General features: G+C 35.6%; 19 protein-coding genes. 7 read left to right on the top strand and 12 right to left on the bottom strand.

What is annotated here, in order from left to right; genetic code table 11:
* Positions 1-152: 152 nt before the first annotated feature.
* Complete coding sequence (gene kdsB, locus N4T20_RS18835) at positions 153-887, top strand: 3-deoxy-manno-octulosonate cytidylyltransferase (protein ID WP_260670610.1); 735 nt, start codon at positions 153-155, stop codon at positions 885-887.
* A 226-nt stretch (positions 888-1,113) separates the two neighbouring features.
* On the opposite strand, the gene N4T20_RS18830 is transcribed toward kdsB, so the two are convergent.
* The 9 genes from N4T20_RS18830 to N4T20_RS18790 form a co-directional block, all read right to left on the bottom strand.
* Positions 1,114-3,528, bottom strand: coding sequence for a thiamine pyrophosphate-dependent enzyme (locus N4T20_RS18830; protein ID WP_260670609.1), 2,415 nt, complete (start codon positions 3,526-3,528; stop codon positions 1,114-1,116).
* Positions 3,529-3,719: 191 nt separating this feature from the next.
* Entirely contained in the window at positions 3,720-6,467 is a 2,748-nt protein-coding gene (locus N4T20_RS18825; RefSeq protein WP_260670608.1) for an aminopeptidase, read from the bottom strand.
* A 305-nt stretch (positions 6,468-6,772) separates the two neighbouring features.
* On the bottom strand, positions 6,773-7,501 hold the full coding sequence (locus N4T20_RS18820; RefSeq protein WP_260670607.1) for a TIGR00730 family Rossman fold protein: 729 nt from the start codon (positions 7,499-7,501) through the stop codon (positions 6,773-6,775).
* 21 nt (positions 7,502-7,522) lie between these two features.
* Positions 7,523-7,705, bottom strand: coding sequence for a hypothetical protein (locus N4T20_RS18815; RefSeq protein ID WP_260670606.1), 183 nt, complete (start codon positions 7,703-7,705; stop codon positions 7,523-7,525).
* Positions 7,706-7,954: 249 nt separating this feature from the next.
* Positions 7,955-10,786 carry an excinuclease ABC subunit UvrA gene (uvrA, locus tag N4T20_RS18810; RefSeq protein WP_260670605.1) on the bottom strand — a complete coding sequence of 944 codons (2,832 nt, stop codon included), beginning with the start codon at positions 10,784-10,786 and terminating at the stop codon, positions 7,955-7,957.
* Between the two features lie 102 nt (positions 10,787-10,888).
* Positions 10,889-11,842 carry a Fic family protein gene (locus N4T20_RS18805; protein WP_260670604.1) on the bottom strand — a complete coding sequence of 318 codons (954 nt, stop codon included), beginning with the start codon at positions 11,840-11,842 and terminating at the stop codon, positions 10,889-10,891.
* A gap of 63 nt (positions 11,843-11,905) precedes the next feature.
* Positions 11,906-13,690, bottom strand: coding sequence for a chloride channel protein (locus tag N4T20_RS18800; RefSeq protein WP_260670603.1), 1,785 nt, complete (start codon positions 13,688-13,690; stop codon positions 11,906-11,908).
* Between the two features lie 72 nt (positions 13,691-13,762).
* Complete coding sequence (gene ggt / locus N4T20_RS18795) at positions 13,763-15,451, bottom strand: gamma-glutamyltransferase (RefSeq protein WP_260670602.1); 1,689 nt, start codon at positions 15,449-15,451, stop codon at positions 13,763-13,765.
* 21 nt (positions 15,452-15,472) lie between these two features.
* The gene (locus N4T20_RS18790) at positions 15,473-16,057 is read right to left on the bottom strand and encodes an acyl carrier protein phosphodiesterase (protein WP_260670601.1); all 585 of its coding nucleotides are present in this window, start codon (positions 16,055-16,057) and stop codon (positions 15,473-15,475) included.
* Positions 16,058-16,258: 201 nt separating this feature from the next.
* On the opposite strand from N4T20_RS18790, the gene glmM reads away from it, so the two are divergent.
* Positions 16,259-17,647 carry a phosphoglucosamine mutase gene (gene glmM / locus N4T20_RS18785; protein ID WP_260670600.1) on the top strand — a complete coding sequence of 463 codons (1,389 nt, stop codon included), beginning with the start codon at positions 16,259-16,261 and terminating at the stop codon, positions 17,645-17,647.
* A gap of 77 nt (positions 17,648-17,724) precedes the next feature.
* On the opposite strand, the gene N4T20_RS18780 is transcribed toward glmM, so the two are convergent.
* Positions 17,725-18,597 (bottom strand): lysophospholipid acyltransferase family protein, encoded by an 873-nt coding sequence (locus N4T20_RS18780; protein ID WP_260670599.1) that lies wholly within the window; start codon positions 18,595-18,597, stop codon positions 17,725-17,727.
* A 112-nt stretch (positions 18,598-18,709) separates the two neighbouring features.
* On the opposite strand from N4T20_RS18780, the gene N4T20_RS18775 reads away from it, so the two are divergent.
* Together N4T20_RS18775 and N4T20_RS18770 are read left to right on the top strand one after the other, a co-directional pair.
* Positions 18,710-19,348 (top strand): rhomboid family intramembrane serine protease, encoded by a 639-nt coding sequence (locus N4T20_RS18775; RefSeq protein ID WP_260670598.1) that lies wholly within the window; start codon positions 18,710-18,712, stop codon positions 19,346-19,348.
* Between the two features lie 51 nt (positions 19,349-19,399).
* Positions 19,400-20,092 carry an SIMPL domain-containing protein gene (locus tag N4T20_RS18770; RefSeq protein WP_260670597.1) on the top strand — a complete coding sequence of 231 codons (693 nt, stop codon included), beginning with the start codon at positions 19,400-19,402 and terminating at the stop codon, positions 20,090-20,092.
* Between the two features lie 219 nt (positions 20,093-20,311).
* Here N4T20_RS18770 and N4T20_RS18765 read toward each other — a convergent pair whose 3' ends face one another.
* Positions 20,312-21,682, bottom strand: a complete 1,371-nt coding sequence (locus tag N4T20_RS18765) for a sensor histidine kinase (RefSeq protein WP_260670596.1) — start codon at positions 21,680-21,682, stop codon at positions 20,312-20,314.
* 262 nt (positions 21,683-21,944) lie between these two features.
* On the opposite strand from N4T20_RS18765, the gene N4T20_RS18760 reads away from it, so the two are divergent.
* Complete coding sequence (locus tag N4T20_RS18760) at positions 21,945-22,934, top strand: YheT family hydrolase (protein WP_260670595.1); 990 nt, start codon at positions 21,945-21,947, stop codon at positions 22,932-22,934.
* A gap of 1 nt (position 22,935) precedes the next feature.
* Here the strand turns inward: N4T20_RS18760 and N4T20_RS18755 are convergent, their stop codons facing one another.
* Positions 22,936-23,706, bottom strand: coding sequence for a DUF2490 domain-containing protein (locus N4T20_RS18755; protein WP_260670594.1), 771 nt, complete (start codon positions 23,704-23,706; stop codon positions 22,936-22,938).
* Between the two features lie 259 nt (positions 23,707-23,965).
* Between N4T20_RS18755 and N4T20_RS18750 the strand changes: the two genes are divergently transcribed.
* A complete protein-coding gene (locus N4T20_RS18750) occupies positions 23,966-24,595 on the top strand; it encodes a TetR/AcrR family transcriptional regulator (RefSeq protein ID WP_260670593.1) in 630 nt (209 codons plus the stop codon).
* Positions 24,596-24,620: 25 nt separating this feature from the next.
* Positions 24,621-25,859, top strand: coding sequence for a TolC family protein (locus N4T20_RS18745; RefSeq protein ID WP_260670592.1), 1,239 nt, complete (start codon positions 24,621-24,623; stop codon positions 25,857-25,859).
* Positions 25,860-25,867 lie beyond the last annotated feature (8 nt).

Here is a 25,867-nt window from a genome sequence, read left to right as displayed (position 1 = left end):
TTCTTGTCTTAGTATTCTTGAATATGAATTTCATCCTTTACAGAAATAGAAAAACAGAAAATTAGAAGTAATTTTTGCATATTTGCAAACACTTAAAACCGGTGAAAATTAAATTACTAAATTTTGAGTTTTAAACTCAGCAAAATATAAGAATGAAAATAATAGCAGTAATTCCAGCCAGATATGCTTCAACACGTTTTCCTGCAAAACTGATGCAGGATTTAGGAGGTAAAACAGTAATTTTAAGAACCTATGAAGCGGCTGTTTCTACAAAATTGTTTGATGATGTTTTTGTAGTGACCGATTCAGATTTAATATTTGATGAAATTGTTTCCAATGGAGGCAAAGCGATTATGAGCATCAAAGAGCACGAATCAGGAAGTGATCGAATTGCTGAAGCTGTTGCTAATCTGGATGTAGATATTGTAGTAAATGTGCAGGGCGATGAGCCTTTTACAGAAGCTGCGCCATTAGAGCAGGTTTTATCTGTCTTTAAAAATGATCCTGATAAAAAAATCGATTTGGCTTCGCTAATGCGCGAAATTACAAATGAAGAAGAAATCGATAATCCGAACAATGTAAAAGTTGTGGTTGATCAGTCGCAATTTGCATTATACTTTTCACGTTCTGTAATTCCGTATCCGAGAGAGAAAAATGTGGGAGTAAGATATTTTCAGCATATCGGAATTTATGCTTTCAGAAAACAGGCGTTATTAGACTTTTATAGTCTTCCAATGAAATCTTTAGAAGCTTCTGAAAAACTAGAGCAATTACGTTATTTAGAATTCGGAAAACGCATCAAAATGGTTGAAACAACTCATGTTGGAATAGGTATTGATACTGCCGAAGATTTGGAAAGAGCTCGAGCTATGCTGCGTGATATTTAGACGCTGATAAAACGGATTCGCTTTCGCGAAAGCGCAGATTTAAACGAATTTTTTTCTGTCCCGTTTTGTCATTCTGAGGAACGAAGAATCCCATTCGTAAATCGACAAAGATTGCGTAAAGAACTTTGTCAAAGTTTTAAACTTTGACAAAGTTGACATAAGATGATGAAATAAAAAAAAACGCTCCAAAATCTTGGAGCGTTTTTTAATGTCTAAAAGTCTTATTTTATTGATATAAAGCAGGATATTTGGAAGGATTAACCTCGTGCATCATATCGTAAATTTTTTCGTAAATATCTTCTGCTGAAGGTTTAGAGAAATAATCTCCATCCGTTCCGTATGCAGGCCTGTGCGCTTTAGCGGCTAAAGTTTGCGGTTTGCTGTCTAAATATTTGTAAGCATCTTGCTCTTCTAATATCTGCTGTAAAATAAATGCTGAAGCTCCTCCAGGAACATCTTCGTCGATTACTAAAAGGCGGTTTGTTTTGGCAATACTTTTTACAATGTCTTTGCTAATGTCAAACGGAAGTAAAGATTGAATATCGATAACCTCACACTCAATTCCTTTTTCTGCCAATTCGTTAGCTGCCTGCTGAACCAATCTTAAAGTCGATCCGTAAGAAACTAAAGTAATGTCCGAACCTTCTCTTAAAGTTTCTACAACTCCAATTGGCGTTTTAAATTCGCCAAAATTAAGCGGCGTTTTTTCTTTTAAGCGATATCCATTCAAACATTCGATAACCAAAGCTGGTTCGTCACATTCTAGCAAAGTGTTGTAGAAGCCAGCTGCTTGCGTCATGTCTCTTGGAACCAAAACGTGAATTCCGCGGATTGCATTGATAATCATTCCCATTGGAGAACCAGAATGCCAGATTCCTTCTAAACGGTGTCCGCGGGTTCTAATGATTAATGGTGCTTTTTGTTTACCGACAGTTCTATATTGTAAAGTCGCTAAATCGTCACTCATGATCTGAATAGCGTACAATAAATAATCTAAATACTGAATTTCAGCAATTGGGCGTAACCCTCTCAATGCCATTCCGATTCCCTGACCAATAATAGTCGCTTCACGGATTCCAACATCGGCAACACGAAGTTCTCCGTATTTTTCCTGCATTCCCTCTAAACCTTGATTTACGTCTCCAATGTTTCCAACATCTTCACCGAAAATTAAAGTTTCAGGATATTTAGCAAATAAGGCATCAAAGTTATCACGAAGAATCATTCTTCCGTCCAAATCCGGTTTCGCATTTTCTGGATATTGAGGAAGCACTTTTTCTACCGAAAATACATTTTTAGTAGATTCAGAATGTAGATTGCTGCTAAATTTTTCTTGTGTTTCAGCTAAAAATCCTGTAATCCAGTTTGATAAAATAACTTTGCTGTTTGGCACTTCAATAAAACGAAGAATCTTTCTAGCGTAAACTAACAATTCTTTCTTCAAAGGTGCTTTGATCGCTGCCAATTCAGAAATTAATTTTTTGATTCTTTCTTTATGGTTGATGCTTGCCTCAGCAATTTGCTCCAATAAAGCTAAAAGATTTTTTTGCTCTTCGATAATAGGATTAATGAAGTTGTTCCAAGCTTCTTTTTTAGCTTCTAAAACCTCTTTCTTTAATTCGAAATCAAGCTCTGCCAATTCTTCTGGAGAAGCTATATTAATTGCAATCATCCATAAACGCATTTGGCGAATACAGTCAAAATCTCTTTCCCAAGCCAGCCTTTCTGCACTTTTGTAGCGTTCGTGTGAACCAGAAGTGGAGTGGCCTTGCGGCTGTGTTAATTCGTTAACGTGAATTAAAACCGGTATGTGTTCTTCGCGTGCAATTGCTCCGGCTCTTTCATACGTCGAAACCAATTCAGCGTAATCCCAGCCTTTTACTCTAAAGATTTCATAGCCTTTAGAATCTTCATCACGCTGATATCCTTTTAAAATTTCAGAAATATTTTCTTTGGTAGTCTGGTGCTTAGCATGAACCGAGATTCCGTATTCGTCATCCCAAACGCTCATTACCATCGGAACTTGTAGAACTCCAGCAGCGTTTATGGTTTCAAAAAATAAACCTTCAGAAGTACTTGCATTGCCAATAGTTCCCCAAGCCACTTCGTTTCCATCAACAGAAAATTTGTCTTTAATGGTAATCCCGTCAACGTTTCTGTAGATTTTAGATGCTTGAGCTAATCCTAATAATCTAGGCATTTGACCAGCAGTTGGAGATATATCTGAACTTGAATTTTTTTGTTTGGTTAAATCTTTCCAAGAACCATCTTCGTTTAAACTGTGCGTTACAAAGTGTCCGCCCATCTGTCTTCCTGCAGACATCGGATCAAAGGCCAAATCGGTATGTCCGTAAAGACCGGCAAAAAACTGTTTAGCATTCAATTCGCCGATAGCCATCATAAAAGTCTGATCGCGATAGTATCCAGAACGGAAATCTCCGTTTTTAAAAGCTTTTGCCATTGCCAGCTGCGGAACTTCTTTTCCGTCTCCAAAAATGCCAAATTTTGCTTTTCCTGTTAATACCTCTTTTCGACCTAAAAGACTACATTCGCGGCTTGTTACCGCAATTCTATAGTCATTCAATACCTCAGTTTTGAAATCTTCAAATGTCAGTGTAGTATTGTTTTGTTCTTTTATCATAATCTTGAGGAGTCATGTTTGTTTATGTCGCGAAATTACTTAAAAACAATCAATAATCATAATTCTTTGAAGTAAATATAATTTAATTATTTGTATTCAAATCTAAAAACTACGTATTTTATTTATGTTATTTTTATATGAAATTTAATTTTATTGATAATTTCGCAAGTTTTTATTTAATTTTCATTTGATTAAAACCATTTTCGGGTAAAAAGTGTAACTAACGTTTTTGGCGAAAAAGTGATTATAAATCTTATTTTTTCATTGTATTTGGGCTGTGATATTTCCCATCCATTGTTAGAATAAACGGGAAAATAGAGTTCAAAATAGTCAGGAACAAGGTTTAAACGCACTCCTGAGTCATAAGCAAAGAACTCACTTTGATGTTTATTTTTCAAAAAACCGATGTCTCCGTAAAGTTCTACCCAGTTCCATATAGCATAGCTAGCATTTAAAGTAGTAATCCATTGATTGGCGTAAGAAGGTTCCAGCTGCGATTTGAAACCTCCCTCAGCAATGACGTACTGCTGGCTAAAGAAACCTGTGCTTTCCGATCTTCCAAATAAATTATAATCAAATAAATAATCTGTAGGACGGTCTAAACCAAAACTAAAATAATCTGAGTTTGTTGTGTTGTACAAGAAACTTCCCGCGTATAATCTTAAATTTAACTTTTTGTTGTTTTCAAACAGCCTTCTGTATTCTACTTCTCCCGAAACTTTTCCGAATCCGCCAGAAAACTGCAAATCGGTCATAAAACTAAAATGGTCAATTAATTCCGTTTTGGTATTAGAATAGCGAGCATTGAAAACAGAGTAGTTAGGTTCTGAATTATCCGTAATATAATCGCTCGCTTCACGGTTTACGATAACCTGTCTGAACATAAACGTTTGCTTTCTATTGTCTCTGAAATCTTTTTCGCGAATGCGGAAGACCACCATCGGATTTAATCTCAAATAAGTCGCGTCTGGCGCATAGTGGAAATAGTTTTGGCTAATAGAATATCGAACATTATACAAGGTGCTGTTTCTGTAGTACTGATTCCATGAAAAGGCCGATGAACCAGAAATAGTACCTGCTTTTATCGAATAAGCTGGATTGATGTCAAAATTAAAAGGCTTGTCTAAAATGGTTTTATTATGAAAGCGAATTCCTGGCGTAAAACCATCATAGTAATTGTAATTTAATGTCGGAATATATAGAATCTGATTGTAATCTGGATCTTCTAAATCTTTAGTAAAATTAAATTTCAGAGGGCGATTGAGCGAAACACTTTTTAATGATCGCCAGTTGTTTCTCTGGTTGTACTCTGGAACTTCATTGTTGTAATTGATGACGATTTTATCAGCATTTTTTCGGCTGAATTCATAGACAGAGTCTTTTTTAGTAGGCTCAATCCATTCTTTAAAAACGACTTCTTTCTTTTTAATTCCGTAAATCGGAATAGGAGCGTAGATTCCGGTTTTGTTTTTAACCGAAAATGAGATGCTGTCCGCAGTTCTTGAAACATTCGAAAATTTATAATCGATAATATCTCTCGAATCGATAATAGTTTTAAAGAACCAGTCGATATTTTTCGGGCTTTTTTGAGTTAATATTTTTTCGAAATCGTAACGATTTGATTGTCCAATTTGATTGAGGCTGTAAAATTCTTTAACGCTTTTAGGAACAATATCATGATTAAGATAATCGTCTAAATAACTCAAACTTAAACCTGCACGATATTTACTGGCAATCTGTTCATTAAATTTTATTAGCGTGTTTTTCGGGTCCCCAAGTGGCTGGTCCAAGTTTTTGCGCGCCATCAGCATATAATAATAGCTGTATTGCTCATTAAAAGTCAGATTGGTGATATTGTAGCTTTTGAAGAGTTTCATGTCAGAAAGTCTTCCTAGCATTTTTTCGTCCTGATGATGTTCTTCCATATACTTCATCATCGTATAAATCTGGATTCCGTCATAGACCCAATTGTCTTTTCTCGGATCTAAACGCAGGCTGTTTTTGAGATAATTATTTAAAAAAGTCTTTAAAAATTGAATCTCAAACATAAAATCATCCTCAAACGGACTGATGAACGAAGGCAGCTGATTTAAACCATAAAACGGATTTCGGTCATAATCTGCCTGCGAAACGGTGATTTTTTCGTGCGGATATTTGCCGATGGTTTTTTCAGCATAAGAAACAACTCGGTTTATAATAATAGCTTTCTGAAATTCGTCTATTTTTTTGTTTTTTAAATTCGTCTGAACCTGTACAGAGCCATTATCGTAGGTTCTAAAACTGTTTTGTTTTTCGATGTAAAGGCTAATATCCGTTCTGTTTTTGCCCGAAAAAGAATAGATATTGTAGCTCTGATTGGTTGAATCTTTCGAAATGGAGTTTAAATCTGTCGTAATCGAATACTGATTTGGGATTTTAATTTCCATTTCATAATCGCTCACGGCATTTGCGATATCATCCAAGTTGAAATTGTTGTACTTTACAAAAAGGCCATTTTCGAAACGGGCAGGGCTCAAAAACCAGTTTTTTAATGCCATGCCACCATTTTGAGTAAACCCAAAATGGGTAAACTTATCGTTCGGTATTTTTACGATATAATTGAGGTGAAGATCGATTTTTTCGTTCGGGAGAAGCTTACGATTCAGTCTTACAGTGATATAATCAGGATCTTTAGCACTTCTTTCCCATTCTAGAGCAGAAAAATTAGTCTCGGTCAGATTTATGATTGTAGTTTTTCCTCTATCTGCGGCTTTGGCCAAATGGAATCCTCTGTAAAATTCATCAGAAAAACGTTTTGCCAAAGGCGTATTTTTGTCTGCAAAAGCATTATTCCAATCGTTCAGCACAATCGAAACCAAAGTGTCGTTTGTATTGTTGAAATACGTAATGTCCTGTTTTATATTCAGTGTTTTAAGCTCAAGATTTACCGCCACTTCCATCTTAGATTGATGTTGTGCGGTCAGTTTTATCGAAAATGATAAAGCTAGAGCGAGGCAAATAATTTTATAAAGTGCTTTCAAATAATGGCTTAAAAAATTATTAGATATACTTAAGTTATGGACATATTGAAGTTACGGATTTTTGTAAAAATAGTATAAAAAAAGCTGTTTAAAAAAACAGCTTTCAATTTTTGTGTATTTGCGGTATATTTTAACCATATCACTGATATAAGTTTATTTCAAACAATTGCTTTGAGCGTTGCGCTTAAATATACTTATACATACCACTTACTTAGTTTGAAGAATTAGAAATTCGGACTTAAATCGTACTTTTTGTAGAATTTATCCAATGCTTCGACAACTTCGTCTTCTGTGTCTACAATTTTAAACAAATCTAAATCTTCAGGGCTTACCGTATGCATTTTTTCAACCAAAACGGTTTTAACCCATTCGATCAAACCAGACCAGAATTCAACTCCAACCAAAATAATCGGGAACTTTCCAATTTTCTTAGTCTGAATCAAAGTAATAGCTTCAAACATTTCGTCTAAAGTTCCAAAACCACCCGGCATAACCACAAACCCTTGCGAATATTTTACGAACATTACTTTTCTCACAAAGAAATAGTCGAAATTCAGGTTTTTATCATGATCAATATATGGATTAAAATGCTGTTCAAACGGAAGTTCGATATTTAAACCAACAGAAGTTCCTCCGCCCAAATGTGCACCTTTATTTCCAGCTTCCATAATTCCGGGACCACCTCCTGTAATCACACCGTAACCTGCCTTACTGATTTTATAAGCAATTTTTTCTGCCAATTGATAGTATTTATCTTCTGGTTTTGTTCTAGCCGATCCAAAAATAGAAACGCAAGGGCCAATTCGTCCCATAGCTTCGTAACCATTTACAAACTCAGACATAATTTTAAAAATTGCCCAGCTGTCATTGGTTTTAATTTCATTCCACGTTTTTTGTTTCAAACGATCCTGAATTACTTTGTCTTCATCATTATCAAAATCTTCTAATCTCATTTTAGGTATTTTAATTTATTATTATGTTTTTATGTTTTTGTCCCATTTTGTCATCTTGAGCGTAGTCGAAGGAAGGAACTTCCCGATAGCTATCGGGACTGCCTGTCCGCTATAATCCCGATAAACAAAAACTACGGCTAAAAAGTCTTGTTTTTCTAAATCGGGAGATGCCGCTCCTATCAGGGCTAGGGCAATCGGTTCCAAATAAACTGTTGGTTTAATTGAAATAGTTTTTCTTTAAAAAGCTTGAATTTTTCAAAAAAAGCGGATACTAAATTAACGCTTTTTTCTAAAATTGTTACAAAAAGGAGGAATTATAATCCAAAAGTAATGTTGCGATAATAATCAAGTAAAGGTTTTTGATTCATTATCAGGTATATAGTTCGTAAAAATCTTTTGTAGTTAAAATGAAATCTTTGTCAAAGTTTTAAACCTTGACAAAGATCTGCTTTCTTACTCTAGCTCTTTTTTCAAAAACTTAGCTGTGTAACTCTTTTTATTTTGAGCCACTTCTTCTGGAGTTCCTTTGGCAACCAATTGTCCGCCGCCTTTTCCGCCTTCTGGACCAATATCAATAATATAATCGGCAAGCTTGATGACATCCATATTATGTTCGATAACTAGAATCGTATTTCCTTTATCAACCAGTTTATTGATTACTTCCATCAATACGCGAATGTCTTCAAAATGTAGACCTGTAGTGGGTTCATCGAGGATATAAAATGTATTTCCAGTATCTTTTTTAGACAATTCTCCCGCTAGTTTTATACGCTGAGCTTCACCGCCAGAAAGTGTTGTACTTTGCTGTCCAAGCGTAATGTAACCCAAACCAACATCTTGAATTGTTTTGATTTTTCTATGAATCTTCGGAATGTTTTCAAAGAAAGGAACGGCCTCGTCAACTGTCATATCCAAAACATCAGAAATAGATTTTCCTTTGTATCTAATTTCTAAAGTTTCTCTGTTGAAACGTTTTCCTTGGCAAGTTTCGCATTCAACATAAACGTCTGGTAAAAAGTTCATTTCGATTGTTCTTACGCCAGAACCTTCGCAGGTTTCGCAGCGCCCGCCTTTTACGTTAAAACTGAAACGTCCCGCTTTATAACCGCGAATCATACTTTCAGAAGTCATGGTGAACAGGTTTCTGATTTCAGTGAAAACTTCGGTATAAGTTGCAGGATTAGAACGCGGTGTTCTTCCAATCGGGCTTTGGTCAATATCTATAACTTTGTCAATATGCTCTAAACCTTCAATCTTTTTATAGGGTTGCGGTTTTTTTACTCCATTAAAATAATGCGCGTTTAAAATCGGGTAAAGCGTTTCATTAATCAAAGTAGATTTTCCGCTTCCGGAGACTCCTGTTACGCAGATTAACTGCCCTAACGGAATTTCAATAGAAACATTTTTTAAGTTGTTTCCTGTTGCTCCAGTCAGTTTTAAGAATTTGCCATTTCCTTTTCTTCTTTTTTTCGGAATGTCAAATTTCATTTTACCATTCAAATATTGAGCAGTAATTGTATTTGATGCTAAGGTTTCTTTCGGGGTTCCTGTGCTGATAATTTGTCCGCCGTATTTTCCAGCTTTTGGTCCAATATCAATTACATAATCTGCCGTTTCAATCATGTCTTTGTCGTGTTCAACCACAATAACAGAGTTTCCAATATCACGTAATTGTTCTAAAGACTGAATCAACTTTTCGTTGTCTCTTTGGTGCAAGCCAATGCTTGGTTCATCCAAAATATAAAGAACACCAACCAATTGCGAACCAATTTGCGTTGCCAGACGAATACGCTGCGCCTCACCGCCAGAAAGCGATTTTGAACTTCGGCTTAAAGCCAAATAATTCAAACCAACATTCATAAGGAAGTTCAAACGGTCTTTTATTTCTTTGACAACTTCAGAAGCGATTAAAAGCTGTTTGTCGGTTAAGTGGTTTTCTAAATCTTTAAACCAAGCGGTTAAATCTGAAATATCCATATCACACAATTCGGTGATATTTTTTTCATTTACTCTAAAAAATAAAGCTTCTTTTTTAAGACGTGAGCCATCGCAAACAGGACAGTTAATTTCGTCCATAAAATCTTTTGCCCAGCGTTTTATGCTAGTTGTGGCACTCTCGTCATATTGATTTTTGATGAAATTAGAAATTCCTTCAAAATCAATTTTATATTCTCTTGTTACGCCAAGGTCTTTTGAGTTGATAGAGAATTTATCTTTTCCGCCATACAAAATCATTTGCATTGCTTCTTCAGGAATTTTCTCAATCGGATCGGTTATTTTAAACCCAAATTTTTCTCCGATGGTTTCCAATTGCTTAAAAATCCATGAAGATTTGTATTCGCCAAGAGGGGCAAAACCGCCTGCTTTTATTGATAGTTTAGGATTTGGAATAATCTTTTTAACGTTGATTTCGTGTACAGTTCCCAATCCGTTGCAGTGCGGACAAGCTCCTTTTGGAGAGTTAAACGAAAACAAATTCGGTTCTGGATTCTGATACGAAATTCCAGTTGTTGGACACATTAAATTTCTGCTGAAATAACGCACTTCATTTGAATCTTGATCCAAAATCATCAAGACATCTTCGCCATGATGCATCGCCGTGTTGATGCTTTCTGATAATCTTTTCTGAGTATCAGGATTATCTTCAATCACCATTCTATCAACTACAATCTCGATATCGTGCGTTTTGTAACGATCTAATTTCATTCCCGCAACCAAATCTTGAACCTCTCCGTTTACACGAACTTTCAAGAATCCCTGTTTGGTAATCTGCTGAAATAATTCGGCATAATGACCTTTTCTCGCTTTAATAACTGGCGCCAGAATATTGATGCGTTTCCCTTTATAATCCTGAATGATCAAATCTTTGATCTGCTCATCAGAGTACGAAACCATTTTTTCGCCTGTGTTATAACTGTAGGCATCTGCACCACGTGCATACAAGAGCCTTAAGAAATCGTATATTTCAGTAATAGTTCCAACCGTAGAACGTGGGCTTTTACTGGTAGTTTTTTGTTCAATTGCGATTACAGGCGAAAGTCCGTCAATTTTATCAACGTCAGGGCGCTCCAAACCGCCTAGAAATTGTCTCGCATAGGCAGAAAATGTTTCTACATAACGGCGCTGGCCTTCAGCATAAATGGTATCAAATGCCAAAGAAGATTTTCCCGAACCTGATAGACCGGTAATTACAACCAGTTTTTCACGCGGAATAGATATATCGATATTTTTTAGATTATGAACTCTTGCGCCAAGAACTTCAATAGTATTGTCTTTATCTAACATAATTTTGAGCAAAACGCAAAGTTACCACTTTGATTTGTTCTTTTAGTGCTCGATAGCAAAAGTTTATGTTACAAATAGTAACAAAAAAACGCTGATGTAAAATCAGCGTTTTCTTTTTCGGGTTGCCATATAGTTTTCAATTGCTTCTTTGGTAGTGTACCAGTTTCTGCCTTCTTTGTAAGCGTCAATTTTTCCTGTTCTGGCCAATAGGCTTACATATTCTTGGCCATAAGGAGTGTCAGGCTCACTAACAATGTTTTGGATAGATTGATAGTCGTAGCTGCTTCCTGGCATTGCGCCTAGGTAAATATTGAGCGTTCTTTCGAGTGCCTGACACATCAAAAGCGTCAATTTCTGATAGTTTCCGTTATTGGCTTGATTGAGCGCTTCGTAATATTTCTTGCGATCATTTTTTAAAATAATGGCAGGAGGAAAACCGCAGCGCATTAATAATAAATTCATGCTTAGACGAACCGTACGGCCATTTCCATCAAAAAAAGGATGAATCCAGACAAGTTTATGATGATAGATTGTTGCCAGTTCTATATCATTTAAATTTAAAGGATTTGTATTGATAAATTCTATTAATTCGTCTAAATAATCTGAAACCTTATTAGCGTTTGGAGGCATAAAATTAGCTCCTGAAATTCTAACGCCACCATTACGAATTCTTCCGGCAAAGTCTTCCTCGATGGAGCGCATCACCAAACCGTGGATAGACAAAATGTCTATGCTACGCAGCTTATATTCTTCATCTACAATTGAATAAAGATAATCAATGGCTTTGTCGTGATTATGCGTTTCAAAATGTTCGCGAAGCGATTTCCCTTTAATGGTAATTCCTTCTTGAATAACCATTTGGGTTTCTCGCAGGCTAAGCGTATTTCCTTCAATACTATTAGAATTATATGTCCATTCTAGTGAAAGGCTTTCTCGTATTTTGTTCAAAGCAATATTGGGCAATGGTCTGCTGTTTTGCAGTTCTTGCCTTTTTTGGTACAATCGGTCAAAGGTTGATTGAAATTCTTCTCTGTATGTTAGGTCAATATTAAACATAATCCTACAAAGGTACTTCTTAATATCGGATATTGAAAATTTTTAACGTATCCGATATTAAATTTATTCGATTGTCATGGAGCGGAGTTTTGTTCTGTAGGCTTCGAGCGCTATCGATTTGGAAATGAATCCGTGGTATTTGCCGTCTCTTAAAACAGGAAGGAAAGCAGATTTTGTGGTTTCAAATTTGCGCATTACAATTTCCATGCTGTCGAGTGTGGAAATTGTCGCAGCAGGTGCTTTCATTACATCTCTTATAAAGGTGTATTTAACTCGGTAAGAATTAAAAATGATTTCTCGAATATCGTTGAAATGAACCACGCCAACCAAGTCTTTGTCATGATTTACTACAGCAAAAACAACTTGGTTAGAATGCGAAATAAGATCTACCAGTTTAGTTAAGTTTTCGTCTGGATGGACTGTCAGATAATCGCATTGAATAATCGAGTCAATATCTAAAGTAGACAAGATATTAGAATCTTTGTTGCTCGTAAAAGCGTGCCCTTTTTTGGCTAATCCTTTTACGTCAAGCGAATATTTTTCGAAACGTTTAGAAATGGCAAAACTGATAGAAGAAACAATCATCAGCGGAATCATTAATCCGTAGCCTCCTGTAATTTCCGCAATTAAGAAGATAGCAGTTAGAGGCGCATGAAATAAACCGCTCAAAATTCCGGCCATTCCAACCATTGTAAAATTGGTTATAGGAAGTTTAGATAAACCCAACATGGTTATAAGTTTCGAAAAGAAATATCCTAAGTACGAGCCTAAAAATAGCGAAGGAGCAAAGTTTCCTCCGTTTCCACCGCTTCCAATCGTCAGTCCTGATGCAAAAACTTTAACCATCATAGTCGCGCCAACAAAAAGCAGTAACACCCATTGATTGTTTCTGAAATCTGCAAAAAGCGTATTATCCAGCAATTTTCCAGGATCGGTTTCAGATAAAGTTCTTATGCTTTCGTATCCTTCACCAAAAAGCGTCGGAAAAATAAAAATGAGCAAGGCTAATAAAGATGAACCAATTAAAGCTTTTTTATACGGATTGATTTGCTGTTTGGCAAAATAATGTTCTACTCTCTGAAAATTTCTTGAATAATAGATGGCAACCAAGCCCGTTAGAACTCCCAGAATAACATAAAAGGGAATATTATGGTAATCAAAAGATTCTTGCTTTTTGAAACTTAAAAGAATGCTTTCATCCAAAACAATGGCAGAAACCAAAGCTCCCGTTGCAGCCGAAATCATAATAGGAGTAAAAGCAGCAATGCTTACGTCTACCAATAAAACCTCGATAGCAAAAAGAACACCAGCAATTGGGGCATTAAAAGCGGCCGCAATTCCAGCAGCTACACCGCAACCAATCAGTAAAGTTCGGTCCTTATACTGCATTTTGTAATTTTGAGCATAATTTGAACCAAATGCTGCTCCAGTTATTACAATTGGACTCTCTAAACCTGCCGAACCTCCTAAACCAACAGTCAAGGAACTTGTTACAATTTGAGCATACATCTGCTTTCTCGGAATAATGCTGGCTTTTTTGGCAACCGCATACAAAATTTGCGAAGTTCCTTTTTGAATACTTCCGTTAAGCACTTTGTTTACTACAAAAACAGTTAATGTAATACCAATAATAGGCAGAATACTGTTGATGAAACTTAATTTTAAGATTCCATTAATGTATGTGGCAAATGAGAATACGCTATGCGCGAAAGTTTTAAGCACGATAACCGCAAGGGAACAAGATATTCCGATAAGAACGCTTGACAAAAAAAGAAACTGCTTTGGAGTCATTAAGGATTGTGCCAAAGCAATGATGCTTTCGAGTCTTCTGAAATATTTTTTTAGCATTCTGTTATAAAATTATCGTTCTTACAAAATTAGTTCATAATGTTAGATTAAAAAAATAAAAACGGAGAACTATTAAAAACCAACGGCTTTATCATCGCCCCTAAAGTCGGCTCCTCCTTCTAAATTATTGTTTGGCAATACCAAAATAGCATCAACTTTTCCGATAATTGGAGTTGGTTTTTCGTTAATCAAATAATTTTTAGCTTTAAGCTGATCAATTGTTTTTGCTTCAAATGTATTTGGTTCAAAAGTAATTAAATCTGGCAGCCATTGGTGATGAAAACGGGGCGCATTAACCGCTTCCTGCATACTCAGATTAAATTCGTAAACGTTTAAAATAGTCTGCAAAACCGAAGTGATAATTGTTGAACCTCCCGGAGTTCCTACCACCATAAATAATTTTCCGTCTTTTTCTACAATTGTTGGCGTCATAGAACTTAACATTCTTTTTTGCGGAGCGATGCTGTTGGCTTCGTTTCCAACCAATCCGAACATATTTGGAGAACCAGGTTTGGCACTAAAATCGTCCATTTCGTTGTTTAAAAAGAAACCTAGTTCATCGCAATAATATTTTGAACCATAACCGTCATTTAATGTTGTGGTTGCCGCAATAGCATTTCCGAATTGATCTACAATTGAATAGTGAGTGGTTTCTGTGCTTTCGGCATAATTTACTTTCCCTTCTTTAATTTCAGTAGATAAAGTTGCTTTTTCAGGATTAAAACTAGCCATTCTTTCACGCAGGTAATTTTTGTCCAACAATCCTTTTAATGGAATTTTGACAAAATCTGGATCTCCTAAAAAGTAACTTCTGTCTGCATAAGCTCTTCTTTCTGCTTCAACAATAACCTGAATGGCATCTGGCGAATTATGCCCCATTTTGGCTAAATCATAAGGCTCAAGCATTTCTAAGATTTGAGCCAGACAGATTCCGCCGCTGCTTGGCGGAGCCATTGAGGTAATCTTTAGATCTTTATATGTAAACTGCAATGGTTTTCTCCACTTGGCTTCATACTTGGCCAAATCCTGCATCGTGATAATGCCTCCTTTTTCCTTAAGGTAGTTGACCAGAATTTTTGCTGTTTCACTTTTATAAAACTCGTTTCTCCCTTTTTTCTGAATTCTTTTTAAAGTTTTGGCTAATGCTGGATATTTGATTGTGTCATTTTCTTTAAAATTGCCAGATAAAAGAGATTTTTCTCCATTTATTTTCACAATGCTTTCGTGATAATCTTTTAAGCTTTTCTCTTGCTTTTTAGTTACCACGACACCTCTTTCTGCTAAGGCAATAACAGGTTCAAGGATCTTAGAGATTGGCATGGTTCCATATTTTTTATGCACGGCAAAAACGCCTGCAATTGTGCCCGGAACACCAATGGCAAGTGCTGTCTGAGTGCTTTTTCCTTTTATAACATTTCCTTCGCTATCCAAAAACATATCCTTTGTAGCTGCCAGCGGAGCTTTTTCGCGATAATCTAAAGAGCCGACTTCGCCATTTGCTTTTCTGTAAACCATAAATCCGCCACCGCCAATATTTCCGGCAAACGGAAAGGCAACCGCAAGAGCCAATTCGGTTCCTACCATGGCATCAAAAGCATTTCCGCCTTTTTTCATAATGTCAGAACCTATTTTTGAAGCTTCTTCTCGTGCAGAAACCACCATGGCTTTTGTGACAACCAATCCTGTTGGCTGAGGGGGTGTCTGTTGTGCATTACTGTTGCTTATGTATAAAAGGGCGATTAAAAACGTAATTTTTTTCATAATCTACTAAAATTAATTGGCTTAAAGTGAATGTAGTTTTTCTTTGGCTTGTGCTCTCATTTCTTCAAAAAAGAGCGTAAATTCGTCTTCAAATTCATCATAAAATTCAGTAAGCTCTTCGACAGCAAACTGCATTTGAGAAATGTTTTTGGATCTTCTGTCCATTTGGGTTAGTATATTCTGGATTCCTTCGGTCGTTCGATAGCTCAAAAGCCAGTTTCTTTCAATCATATAAGGCATTAAGCCTTGTGTTTTTTCGGTTAAAATATCATAATTGTCATGCAGCGAATGGTAAAAACGCTTGATAAAAAGCTCTAATTTTTCATCAGAATATTGGGTCCAGTTTTTGGCTAGAAAATGATCATAGACAATATCTACGATAACTCCTGCATAATGGTGGTATCTGTCATGCAGGCGTTTGGTGCTTTTTCTGAAAATATCGTGAGAATCGGTGTAAGTGTCTATGAATCGGTGCAGTAAGATTCCCTTTTGCACATCTTCAGGAAAATGTTCAAACTGTTTTCCGCGAATTCCGTCTGCCATAAAATTCCCGATTTTAATTAAATCATTGTCTCCAGAAAGATATATATGGGCTAAGAAATTCATTTTTTATAAGTTTCAAAGAATCGAAGTTTAAGACTCTGAGTTATTTTAGTAAATATATAAAACTTTTTTAAAACATTTTGTTATAAAAATAGCGAGAAGCAAGTGCTTTGCTAGAGGCGATTTTAAAATCTTAGAAACTTATGGACTTAGTAACTCAGTAACTTTTTTATATTTGTAAAAAAATAACCCTAACTCACAAAAATGACTCTAATAAAATCTATTTCTGGAATCCGTGGGACGATCGGAGGAAAAGTAGGAGACAATTTAACTCCTGTTGATGCAGTAAAATTTGCATCGGCTTACGGAACTTTCTTAAAAAATAATATTGCTAAAGATAAATTGACAGTTGTAATTGGCCGCGATGCTAGAATTTCTGGGCCAATGATTCATAATTTAGTGGTAAATACATTGATTGGTTTAGGAATCGATGTTATTGATCTTGGACTTTCTACAACGCCAACTGTAGAAGTGGCTGTGCCTTTGGAAAAAGCTGACGGAGGAATTATCTTAACAGCGTCGCATAACCCAAAACAATGGAATGCTTTAAAATTATTAAATGCTAAAGGCGAATTTTTAAGCGGAGCTGACGGAGCAAAAATTCTTGAAATTGCAGAAGCAGAAGCTTTTGATTTTTCTGATGTGGATAGTTTAGGGGAAGTTATTTCTAATGACGCTTACATGGATATTCATATCGATGAAGTTTTAAATCTGCCATTGGTTGACATTGAAGCGGTTAAGGAAGCTAAATTTAAAGTGGTTGTTGACGGAGTAAACTCTTCTGGAGGAATCATCATTCCGAAACTTCTCAAATTAATGGGTGTTGAAGTAGTAGAATTGTACTGCGAACCAAACGGGCATTTTCCTCATAACCCAGAACCATTAAAAGAACATTTGACCGATATTTCAGAATTGGTGGTAAAAGAAAAAGCTGATTTTGGTATCGTAGTAGATCCAGATGTAGATCGTTTGGCTTTCATCAGCGAAGATGGTGAAATGTTTGGTGAAGAATACACTTTGGTTGCTGTTGCAGATTATGTATTGAGCAAAACTCCTGGAAATACGGTTTCTAATATGTCATCTTCTCGCGCATTAAGAGATGTTACCAAAACCCATGGCGGAAGCTATGAGGCAAGTGCAGTAGGAGAGGTAAACGTGGTAGAATTGATGAAGAAAAATAATGCTGTAATTGGTGGTGAAGGAAACGGAGGAATTATCTATCCTGAATTGCACTATGGACGCGATAGTCTGGTGGGAGTGGCTTTGTTTTTAACGCATTTGGCAAACAAAAAAATGCCAGTTTCTGTTTTGAGAGCTTCTTATCCAGAATATTACATGAGCAAAAATAAAATTGAATTGACACCGCAAATTGATGTTGATGCGATTTTATCTCAAATGACAGAGAAATATAAAAATGAAGACATTTCGACAATTGACGGCGTGAAAATTGATTTTGCTACAGAATGGGTTCATTTAAGAAAATCAAATACAGAACCAATTATTCGTATTTATACTGAGGCTCCTTCTCAGGAAGCTGCAGATCAATTAGCGCTTCGAATTATTGATGAAATTAAAGTCATTGCTGGAATCTAAAATTTTCAGTTTTTAAAATAAAAAAGCCCGAAAAACAGTGTGTTTTACGGGCTTTTTGTTGCATTATTCCAACGCAATTATTCAATGCGGTGTTTCCATCTTTTGTGTGTCCACAAATAAAACTCTGGAGCTTCTAGAATTTGTTTTTCCACTTCTTTCAAATACATTTCGGTGATTTTGAAATTTTCAAATTCTTTCGGATTATCGGCAAGCGAAATAAATGTGGCCTCATAATAACCTCTTTTTACTTTTTTTACCTGTACAAATATCACAGCCAAATCATATTTTTTTGCCAAAGTTTCTGCGCCCGTATGCACAGGAACTTCAATCCCCATAAACTTCATTGAATGAAAAATCCTTTCCATTTTTGGCGATTGGTCACTTGCTAAACCGTACATACTTAACACGCCATTTCGCTGATTTTTTGCCATTGTCGGAATCGCTTTTCGGGTTTCGATCATTTCGGTATTGTACTTAGAACGTATTTTTCGAACCAATTTATCAAAATAAGGATTGGCCAGTCTTTTGTAAACCGCAACTCCCTGAAATCCTAGTTTCGGATTTATAGTTAAAAGCCACTCGTAACTTGCATAATGCGAAGCTACAAGAATCACGCTTTTTCCTTTTTTAGCATAATCTTGCACAAGATCAATATTGGTTACATGAAATCTTCTCTCCATTTCTTCAGGAGACATACTCATTGTTTTAATCATCTCCAAAAACATATCGCACATATGCTTGTAGAATTTCTTTTCAATAACTTTTCTTTCTGCGTCACTTAAATGAGGCAAAGTCAAGGCTAGATTTTCGCGCACTACTTTTTTACGGTATCCGATAACTCTGTATACTAAAAAATATACAAAATCTGAGAATAAGTAAAATATAGGAAAGGGAAGTATAGAAATAAGCCAAAGCAATGGGAAGGCTAAAATATAAACAAGAAACTGCATGTAAATTTTTTTTACAAAGATAAATTAAAAATGATTAGCGATTGATATTTTGCTTTCTTGCTAACTTATCTTTAAGAATGATTATATTTACAATTCACAATAATGAACACTTATGAATTTTATTTTAATAGCGATTATCGTTGCGAACGTTGTTATTAGTTACAAAGGTTTTAACGATCTTTATTTTTTTAGAAAATACGAATTTCATGTCGGAAGCATCCGTTCTGGAGAGCAGATCAGAATGTTATCTTCTGGCTTTCTGCACGTAGACATGATGCATTTGATTTTTAATATGCTGACCTTGTATTTTTTTGCTCCTGTAGTTTTAAGCTGGCTTGGCAATTTTTCTTTTGTATTAGTCTATTTTGGAAGTTTAATTTTCGGAAGCCTTCTTACCATGTTGTTCCATAAAAACGATTACAGCTATAGAGCCGTTGGGGCTTCGGGGGCTGTAACAGGAGTTTTGTATTCGGCCATATTGTTGCAGCCAGATATGATGCTCGGAATATTTTTTGTCATACCGATGCCGGCTTATCTTTTCGGAATTTTATATTTATTGTATTCTATTTACGGAATGAGAGCTAAAAATGATAATATTGGCCATACAGCACACTTTGGAGGTGCTATAGGAGGCTATTTGATAACTTTAATAAAAATGCCCTCATTGCTTACAGACCATACATTGATGGTAATTCTGCTTGCAATTCCGATTTTGATACTTTTTGGAATGGCAAAATTGGGAAAACTGTAAGCTTGGCACAACTTTTGGGATGCTCTTGTAAAATATTAAAATTTAACAAAAATGAAAAAACTAGTATTATTTTTAACTATCATGTTTATGACTATGTCTTACGGCCAAGAAATCAAACAAGTACCTCTAATTAATGTTAATGGAGAAGGAAAAGTAAAAGTAGCACCTGATCAGGTTTGTATTTCAGCTTCGGTTGAAACAAAAGGGAATAATGCTAAAGATGTTAAAAAACAAAATGATGAGAAAGTGGATGCTGTTTTAAAATTCATCAAAAAAATGAATATCCCAACAGCAGATTTCAAAACAAAACAAGTAGCTCTTAATCCGCAGTACGATTATGAGAAAAAGAAAACTTCTTATAATGCTACGCAAACTGTAGAAATCGTAGTAAAAGATTTAGCTAAATACGATGAGTTAATGGAAGGTCTGGTTCAGCAAGGAATTAACCGAATTGACAGAGTTTCTTTCGAATCATCTAAATTAGCGCAATACGAATCTGAAGCTAGAAAATTAGCCATGAAAGACGCTAAAACAAAAGCTGAAGAATACGTTTCTGTTTTAGGACAAAAAGTAGGTAAAGCGTTTACAATTTCTGATAACTCTCAAGTTTACCGTCCACAGCCAATGTATGCTGCAATGAGAATGAAAGAAGCAGATGCAATGGGTGGAGCTTCAAACGAAACTTTAGCTGTTGGAGAAATCGAAATTACAGCAAATGTTAGCGTAAGTTTTGTATTAGACTAAACTTTTTAAAATTCCAATATTTAAAATCCAAATTCCAATTCAAACTGGGATTTGGATTTTTTTTGTTTTTAGATCTTTCATAAAGCATTCACGCACAGCTTTTCTTTCTGTAAGGAGTTGAATGATCTTGTGTAAAATCATTGCTGTATGTTCCTCGGTAGTTATTCTTCGACTTCGCTCAGGAGGCATAAGCTAGTATCGGAATTTTGAATTTGAGGTTTAAATAACTTTTAGCGGAAGCGTAAATCTAAATGTGCTTCCTTTTCCCAGTTCGCTTTCGACCCAAATTTTGCCTTGATGAATGGTTACAAACTCTTTGCAGAGCAGCAAGCCAAGTCCGCTGCCGAGTTCGTTTTCAGTTCCTTTCTGCAGCACTTTGCCATTAATTTTAAATAGTTTTTCTTTGATGGAATCAGGAACGCCAATGCCGTTGTCTGTAATAGAAACTTCGACTTTTTGGCTGTTTTTGAGTAATTTGACTTTTATCTCGCCATTTTTGTCAGTAAATTTTATGGCATTGCTTAGCAAATTACGCAAAATCGTGCTGATCATATTTTGGTCAACTTCAGCTTCGATAAGTTCAGCCGATTCAAATTGGATTGAAATATTTTTATTTAAGGCCACATTTTTGCTCAGTCCAATATTTTCCTCGACCAAGGCATTTAAAAGTATGTTTTTAGGATGAAAAGTAATCATTCCAGTCTGAACTCTAGACCATTCTAAAAGATTTTCAAGCAGTTTGTAAATGTTTTTATTGGAGTCATGCAGCAGTTCTGATATTTCTTTTATTTCTTCTCGGCTGTACTGTTCAATATTTTCCAGCAAAATTTCAGAAAGTGAAATCGATGATCCTAACGGGCCCCTGAGATCATGAGATATGATAGAAAAAAATTGGTTTTTATCGTTTAAAAGCTTTTTGATTTTATAATCCTGCTTTTCTTTGACTAAAAGCAAAAAGCCTACAATTCCAATCAGAGTCAATAGAAATAGACAAATGCTGTATAAGCTGTCGAAAGTGTCGTTGGAAATAATAAGATTTTGAGGATATAAGTATCGGTGAACTATTCGTACCGCAATTAGAATTTCAAAAACGATGTAACACAAAACATAAAAAGTCTTGAAAAAGCTTTTTTCTTTTTCTGAAAAATAAGTTAGCGTGGGCAGCAAATAGATGACAAACACTCCGATGCCGCCAATTATCACACGGGTATTCATTGAGGCATCAAAAATGGTCGAAATATTAAAAAATACTATTGATGCAGCTGTAATGGCTATTTGAAACTGATACTGCCTTTTGGCTTTTGTTTTAATAAGCGATAACATGGCAAGTGTTTCAAAGCAGCAGGCGCCAAGAATCATAGAATTGGCAATATTGATAGAAATAAAATCTGGGATGATGTCTCGTAAAAGCGCCAATATCCAAGCAAGGGTCAGAATTAATTTGCCTAACCCAAACCATTTTAATATTTTTCTATTGTCGCTCGTCGCGTACGAAAAAGAAAAACTAAAAATGAGGATGCAGGTAAAAAAATTACCCCAGAAATAAAGTAGAAAAATGGTTTTTGGATCTACTGGTAATAGTTCAAACATTAATAGGGGATTTGCTTTTTAGAGATCTATTTTTACAAATATACAAATAAAGTAAACAGTTAGACTTGTGGCAGCAGTTCACGAGCTGTGCTGCTGCACATTTAACAATTAGTTTTCTTTAGAATTGGTTTGTATGCTTTATTGTTTTGAAATTTACATAATAGTTAAATTATTTAAAAAGAACAGCAAATAGAAAGAAAGAATTAAATTACATATTAAATGATTTCTTAGCTTTGTAAAAAGTACCACAAAACTCTTCGTTATGCCACTAATTGAACAGTCAGAATATAATTCTCCCTCTATTCTTCAGCGCAACAGGCATATATCTACCATTTATGCCGCTTTGATTAAAAAGTTTGAAGTTCCCCAATACACAAGGGAAAAACTGGAATTGAAAGACGGAGATTTTATCAATATCGATTATGTTATAAACGATTCTAAAAAGGCAGTTATTTTATGTCATGGATTAGAAGGCGATTCGCGCAGAACCTACAATAATAGTTGTGCTGCCTATTTTCAGCAGAAAGGCTTTTCGGTTTTTGCCTGGAACAATCGCACGTGCGGAGGAGAAATGAACCGTCTTCCGAGGCTGTATCATCATGGCGCAGTAGACGATCTTGATGAAGTTGTTCAATTTGCTTTGCATAAAGGATTTGAAGATATTTACTTGATAGGATATTCTATGGGAGGTGTTCAGCTGCTAAATTATTTGGGCTGGACAAAAATAGATGAACGCATAAAAGCTGCCGTTTCTATTTCGGTTCCTACCCATATAGCCACAAGCGCAGAGGTGCTTAAGCAAGGATTTAACAGAGTTTATTTGAAGAATTTTACAATTGACATAAAAAAGAAGCTGAAATACAAAGCGGCGCAATTTCCTGATTTTATCAATAGTGATCAAATTGATAATATCTCTACTTTTGATGAGGTCGATCAGTATTTTACAGCTCCGCTTCATGGTTTTGCAAGCCGTGATGATTATTACGAACGCGTTTCTCCAGAATTTTCGCTTAAAGATATTACCACTCCGGTTTTGATTATCAATTCGCTAGACGATCCTTTTTTGGGCGAAAGATGCTACCCGAGAACAATTGCCAGAGACAGTGCATTTGTTTATCTCGAAACTCCAAGGTATGGCGGACATTGTGCTTTTCCGCTTCGCGATTCGGAGTATTCTTATGCTGAAAAAAGAGCTTTTGAGTTTTTTGAGTCTTTCAAATCTAACAATATTTTGGGTTTTGAAAAGCTATAATTTATTCGTCACCAGAATTTTCAATCGTTGGTATGGGTTCTTTCCTCACGCTGGTATTTAAATAGAAAAAAAGCCTGATGGTATGGTTCATATCGTATTGATATCCAGAATATTTTTGCTGATAAACATTCATATAGCCAAAATCATAACTCCATTTGGGATTGATTGTTTTTTTAATGCCGATGAAAAAGCGGTTTTGATCTAAGGTATTGTACACCACTTCTTCTCCAAAATGCAAAAGAATTTCATCTGAAAGAACCATTTGGGGCCATGACTTTTTATCTGAAATAGGAAAAGTAAAACTCATTAAATAACGAATCCGATTTGTAAAACGCCAATCGCCGCTAGGTTTGTCGTTTACTATTTTTTCCTGCCAGCGCTGTTCATTTCGCAAACGCTGTAAAACGTGCACTTTTCCCACTTTGGTATTAAATTGTGCCTGCTGGTAAATCCTGTTTTCATCTGCAAAAGTACTCCAATCGGGATTTGAAGGGGCCAGCCACATATGCGCATATCCGGCGGTTAAGGAAAGATTTGAGTTTACGAAATAAGTAAAACCACCTCTTAAAAAATAAAAACTGGGATCGGCCACAAAGTCGTTTCGTCTAATATGAAAATCGCCAATTACAGCCCATTTATCTGCAAATCGAGTGACCGTGTTTATGGAGACCCAAGTTTGCAGCTGGTGGTTGATTTCTTTTTTTTGGTCATTTTGTCCTAAAACTGTGAGAGGAAACACGAAAAGTAGGATTCCAATAAAATTGCTTTTCATATAAAATGCGATAGAAATTAGTTCAGTAAATTTCTTTTAGAATCGATAGAGGCAACCATATAAACAACTAGAAGTAAAGATATTCTTTTTTTGTGAGAATTTATATGGTATGGTTGAGTTTTAATTTGTTTTATATCAGATGTTTATGGTGTCTTTTGTAAAGCGTATTAGGGAATTAAACAACTTTTTTAATCAAATGATTAAAAAAAATGTTTAATGTGTTTGAAAAAAACTTAAATTTGTACCTAAATTATTAAATATGAGTGCTTCAGTATCAGGGAAAAAAGATTCTACTACAGAGAAAAAGATAAAAACAGCCGCCAAAATTGTTTTTTACAAAAAAGGCTTTACAGCAACGCGAACAAGAGATATTGCTGAAGAAGCGGGTTTAAATCTTGCTTTGCTCAATTATTATTTTAGAAGCAAGGCTAAGCTTTTTGAAATCATTATGACAGAAACTTTTGCCGGTTTTGTCGGCAGCATGAAAGTGATTTTGGATGACGAAAAAACTTCTTTGGAAGAAAAAGTAGCCATTATTGCCGAGCGATACATCGATTTTATCGGTGCAGAACCTGAAATTCCCACTTTTATTTTAACTGAAATACGCAATAATCCAGAGGGACTATTAAAAAGGCTGCCAATTAAAGAAATCGTTAATGATTCTGTTTTTATTAAACAATTTCAAGAAGCGGTACAAAATGAAGAAGTAACAGAACCCAATCCGCTGCATTTCTTGATGAATCTTTTAGGATTGGTCGTTTTTCCATTTATAGCGAAACCGATTATTATGGGAAGCAGAAATTTGGAAGCAGAACAGTTTCATGCGCTAATGCAGGAGCGCAAGAAAAAAATTCCGATCTGGATCAAAATGATGTTTACTGCGGTTTAAATACTAACTAGAAGTCAAATTTGCAATGAGGAAATTATACTTTAAATATATAGCAATCTTGTCCTTTGTAACCGTGGAGGCTCAAACCTTGACAATTGAGCAAAGTTATCAGCTGGCTGTAGAAAATTATCCTTTAATCAAACAATATGAGCTTATTGAAAAAAGTAAAGAATATACTTTGAGTAATGCCAACAAAGCCTATTTGCCTCAAATAAGTTTGACCGCTATTGAGGGATATGTTTTTGGAGATTTTCCAACCATGGGCGGTTCGGGAAACGACAGCAAATTTAAATTTATCGGTCTCGGGCAGGTCAATCAGGTTGTTTGGGATGGAGGAGCCACCAAAACGCAGAAAAAAATTATTGAAGCCTCTTCAAATGCCGATAAGGCTTCGGTAGATGTTTCGCTTTACGATTTACGTTCACGAGTAAATCAGCTATACTTTGGCGTATTGCTTATTGATGAGCAACTGAAACAATTACAGATCCAGAATGCCATTATTGCCAATAACATTGATAAGGTAAAAAAACTTCACGAAAATGGTTTAGCCTATAAAACTGATGTTGATGAAATGAAAGCTGAACAGCTTAATCTGAGCAGACAGAAAAAAGATTTTGAATATACTAAGGCAGGTTACCAAATGATGCTTTCTTATCTGATAGGAAAAAATATTAGTCAGGAAAAATTTGGAAAACCTTTCAATTCTGCCAGTACCGACACCATTATCAAACGTCCGGAGCAGCAGCTTTTTGCCAGTCAGCGGAATCTGGTAACCGCACAATCTAAAATGCAGAAAGTAAATCTGATGCCTAAAGTGGGACTGCTTGGAGCAGGTATCGCTTTGGCACCGGGAATTAATTTGGGAGCCAACAAAATTTCAACCGTTGGCGTTGCCGGAGTAAGTGTTGGATGGGATATAAAAGGCTTGTATAAAAATTCGAATGAAAAACAGCTGACACAACAGGAACTGAAAAAAATAGAGGTTCAAGAAGAAACTTTTTTATTTAACACCAGATTTCAGATGAACCAAAAGACGGCTGATATTGAACGGCAGAAAGCCATTTTGAAAGATGATGACGAAATTGTAAAACTTCGCCAGACGATTCGCGAAGGATATCAGCTGAAATACGACACTGGCGCTGGCCCGCTGATTGATTTGCTGAATGCAACCGAAAAGGAAGGAAATGCGCGAGCGGAAAAAGCATTGCACGAAATACAATTGCTTATGGCTGAATATGAGTATCAAACAATCAAAGGAAATTAACATTATAC

The organism is Flavobacterium sp. TR2 (assembly GCF_025252405.1).
Lineage (GTDB): Bacteria > Bacteroidota > Bacteroidia > Flavobacteriales > Flavobacteriaceae > Flavobacterium.
This window is presented reverse-complemented; position numbering and strand designations above follow the sequence as displayed.

Excerpts from the sequence above, each read along its gene's own strand:
- N4T20_RS18805 (WP_260670604.1), bottom strand. The coding sequence starts at position 11,842 with ATGTTTAATATTGACCTAACATACAGAGAAGAATTTCAATCAACCTTT.
- uvrA (WP_260670605.1), bottom strand. The coding sequence starts at position 10,786 with ATGTTAGATAAAGACAATACTATTGAAGTTCTTGGCGCAAGAGTTCAT.
- ggt (WP_260670602.1), bottom strand. The coding sequence starts at position 15,451 with ATGAAAAAAATTACGTTTTTAATCGCCCTTTTATACATAAGCAACAGT.
- kdsB (WP_260670610.1), top strand. The coding sequence starts at position 153 with ATGAAAATAATAGCAGTAATTCCAGCCAGATATGCTTCAACACGTTTT.
- N4T20_RS18745 (WP_260670592.1), top strand. The coding sequence starts at position 24,621 with ATGAGGAAATTATACTTTAAATATATAGCAATCTTGTCCTTTGTAACC.
- N4T20_RS18820 (WP_260670607.1), bottom strand. The coding sequence starts at position 7,501 with ATGAGATTAGAAGATTTTGATAATGATGAAGACAAAGTAATTCAGGAT.
- N4T20_RS18780 (WP_260670599.1), bottom strand. The coding sequence starts at position 18,597 with ATGCAGTTTCTTGTTTATATTTTAGCCTTCCCATTGCTTTGGCTTATT.
- N4T20_RS18755 (WP_260670594.1), bottom strand. The coding sequence starts at position 23,706 with ATGAAAAGCAATTTTATTGGAATCCTACTTTTCGTGTTTCCTCTCACA.
- N4T20_RS18775 (WP_260670598.1), top strand. The coding sequence starts at position 18,710 with ATGAATTTTATTTTAATAGCGATTATCGTTGCGAACGTTGTTATTAGT.
- N4T20_RS18760 (WP_260670595.1), top strand. The coding sequence starts at position 21,945 with ATGCCACTAATTGAACAGTCAGAATATAATTCTCCCTCTATTCTTCAG.
- N4T20_RS18800 (WP_260670603.1), bottom strand. The coding sequence starts at position 13,690 with ATGCTAAAAAAATATTTCAGAAGACTCGAAAGCATCATTGCTTTGGCA.
- N4T20_RS18830 (WP_260670609.1), bottom strand. The coding sequence starts at position 3,528 with ATGATAAAAGAACAAAACAATACTACACTGACATTTGAAGATTTCAAA.
- N4T20_RS18750 (WP_260670593.1), top strand. The coding sequence starts at position 23,966 with ATGAGTGCTTCAGTATCAGGGAAAAAAGATTCTACTACAGAGAAAAAG.
- N4T20_RS18825 (WP_260670608.1), bottom strand. The coding sequence starts at position 6,467 with ATGGAAGTGGCGGTAAATCTTGAGCTTAAAACACTGAATATAAAACAG.
- N4T20_RS18770 (WP_260670597.1), top strand. The coding sequence starts at position 19,400 with ATGAAAAAACTAGTATTATTTTTAACTATCATGTTTATGACTATGTCT.
- glmM (WP_260670600.1), top strand. The coding sequence starts at position 16,259 with ATGACTCTAATAAAATCTATTTCTGGAATCCGTGGGACGATCGGAGGA.
- N4T20_RS18790 (WP_260670601.1), bottom strand. The coding sequence starts at position 16,057 with ATGAATTTCTTAGCCCATATATATCTTTCTGGAGACAATGATTTAATT.
- N4T20_RS18765 (WP_260670596.1), bottom strand. The coding sequence starts at position 21,682 with ATGTTTGAACTATTACCAGTAGATCCAAAAACCATTTTTCTACTTTAT.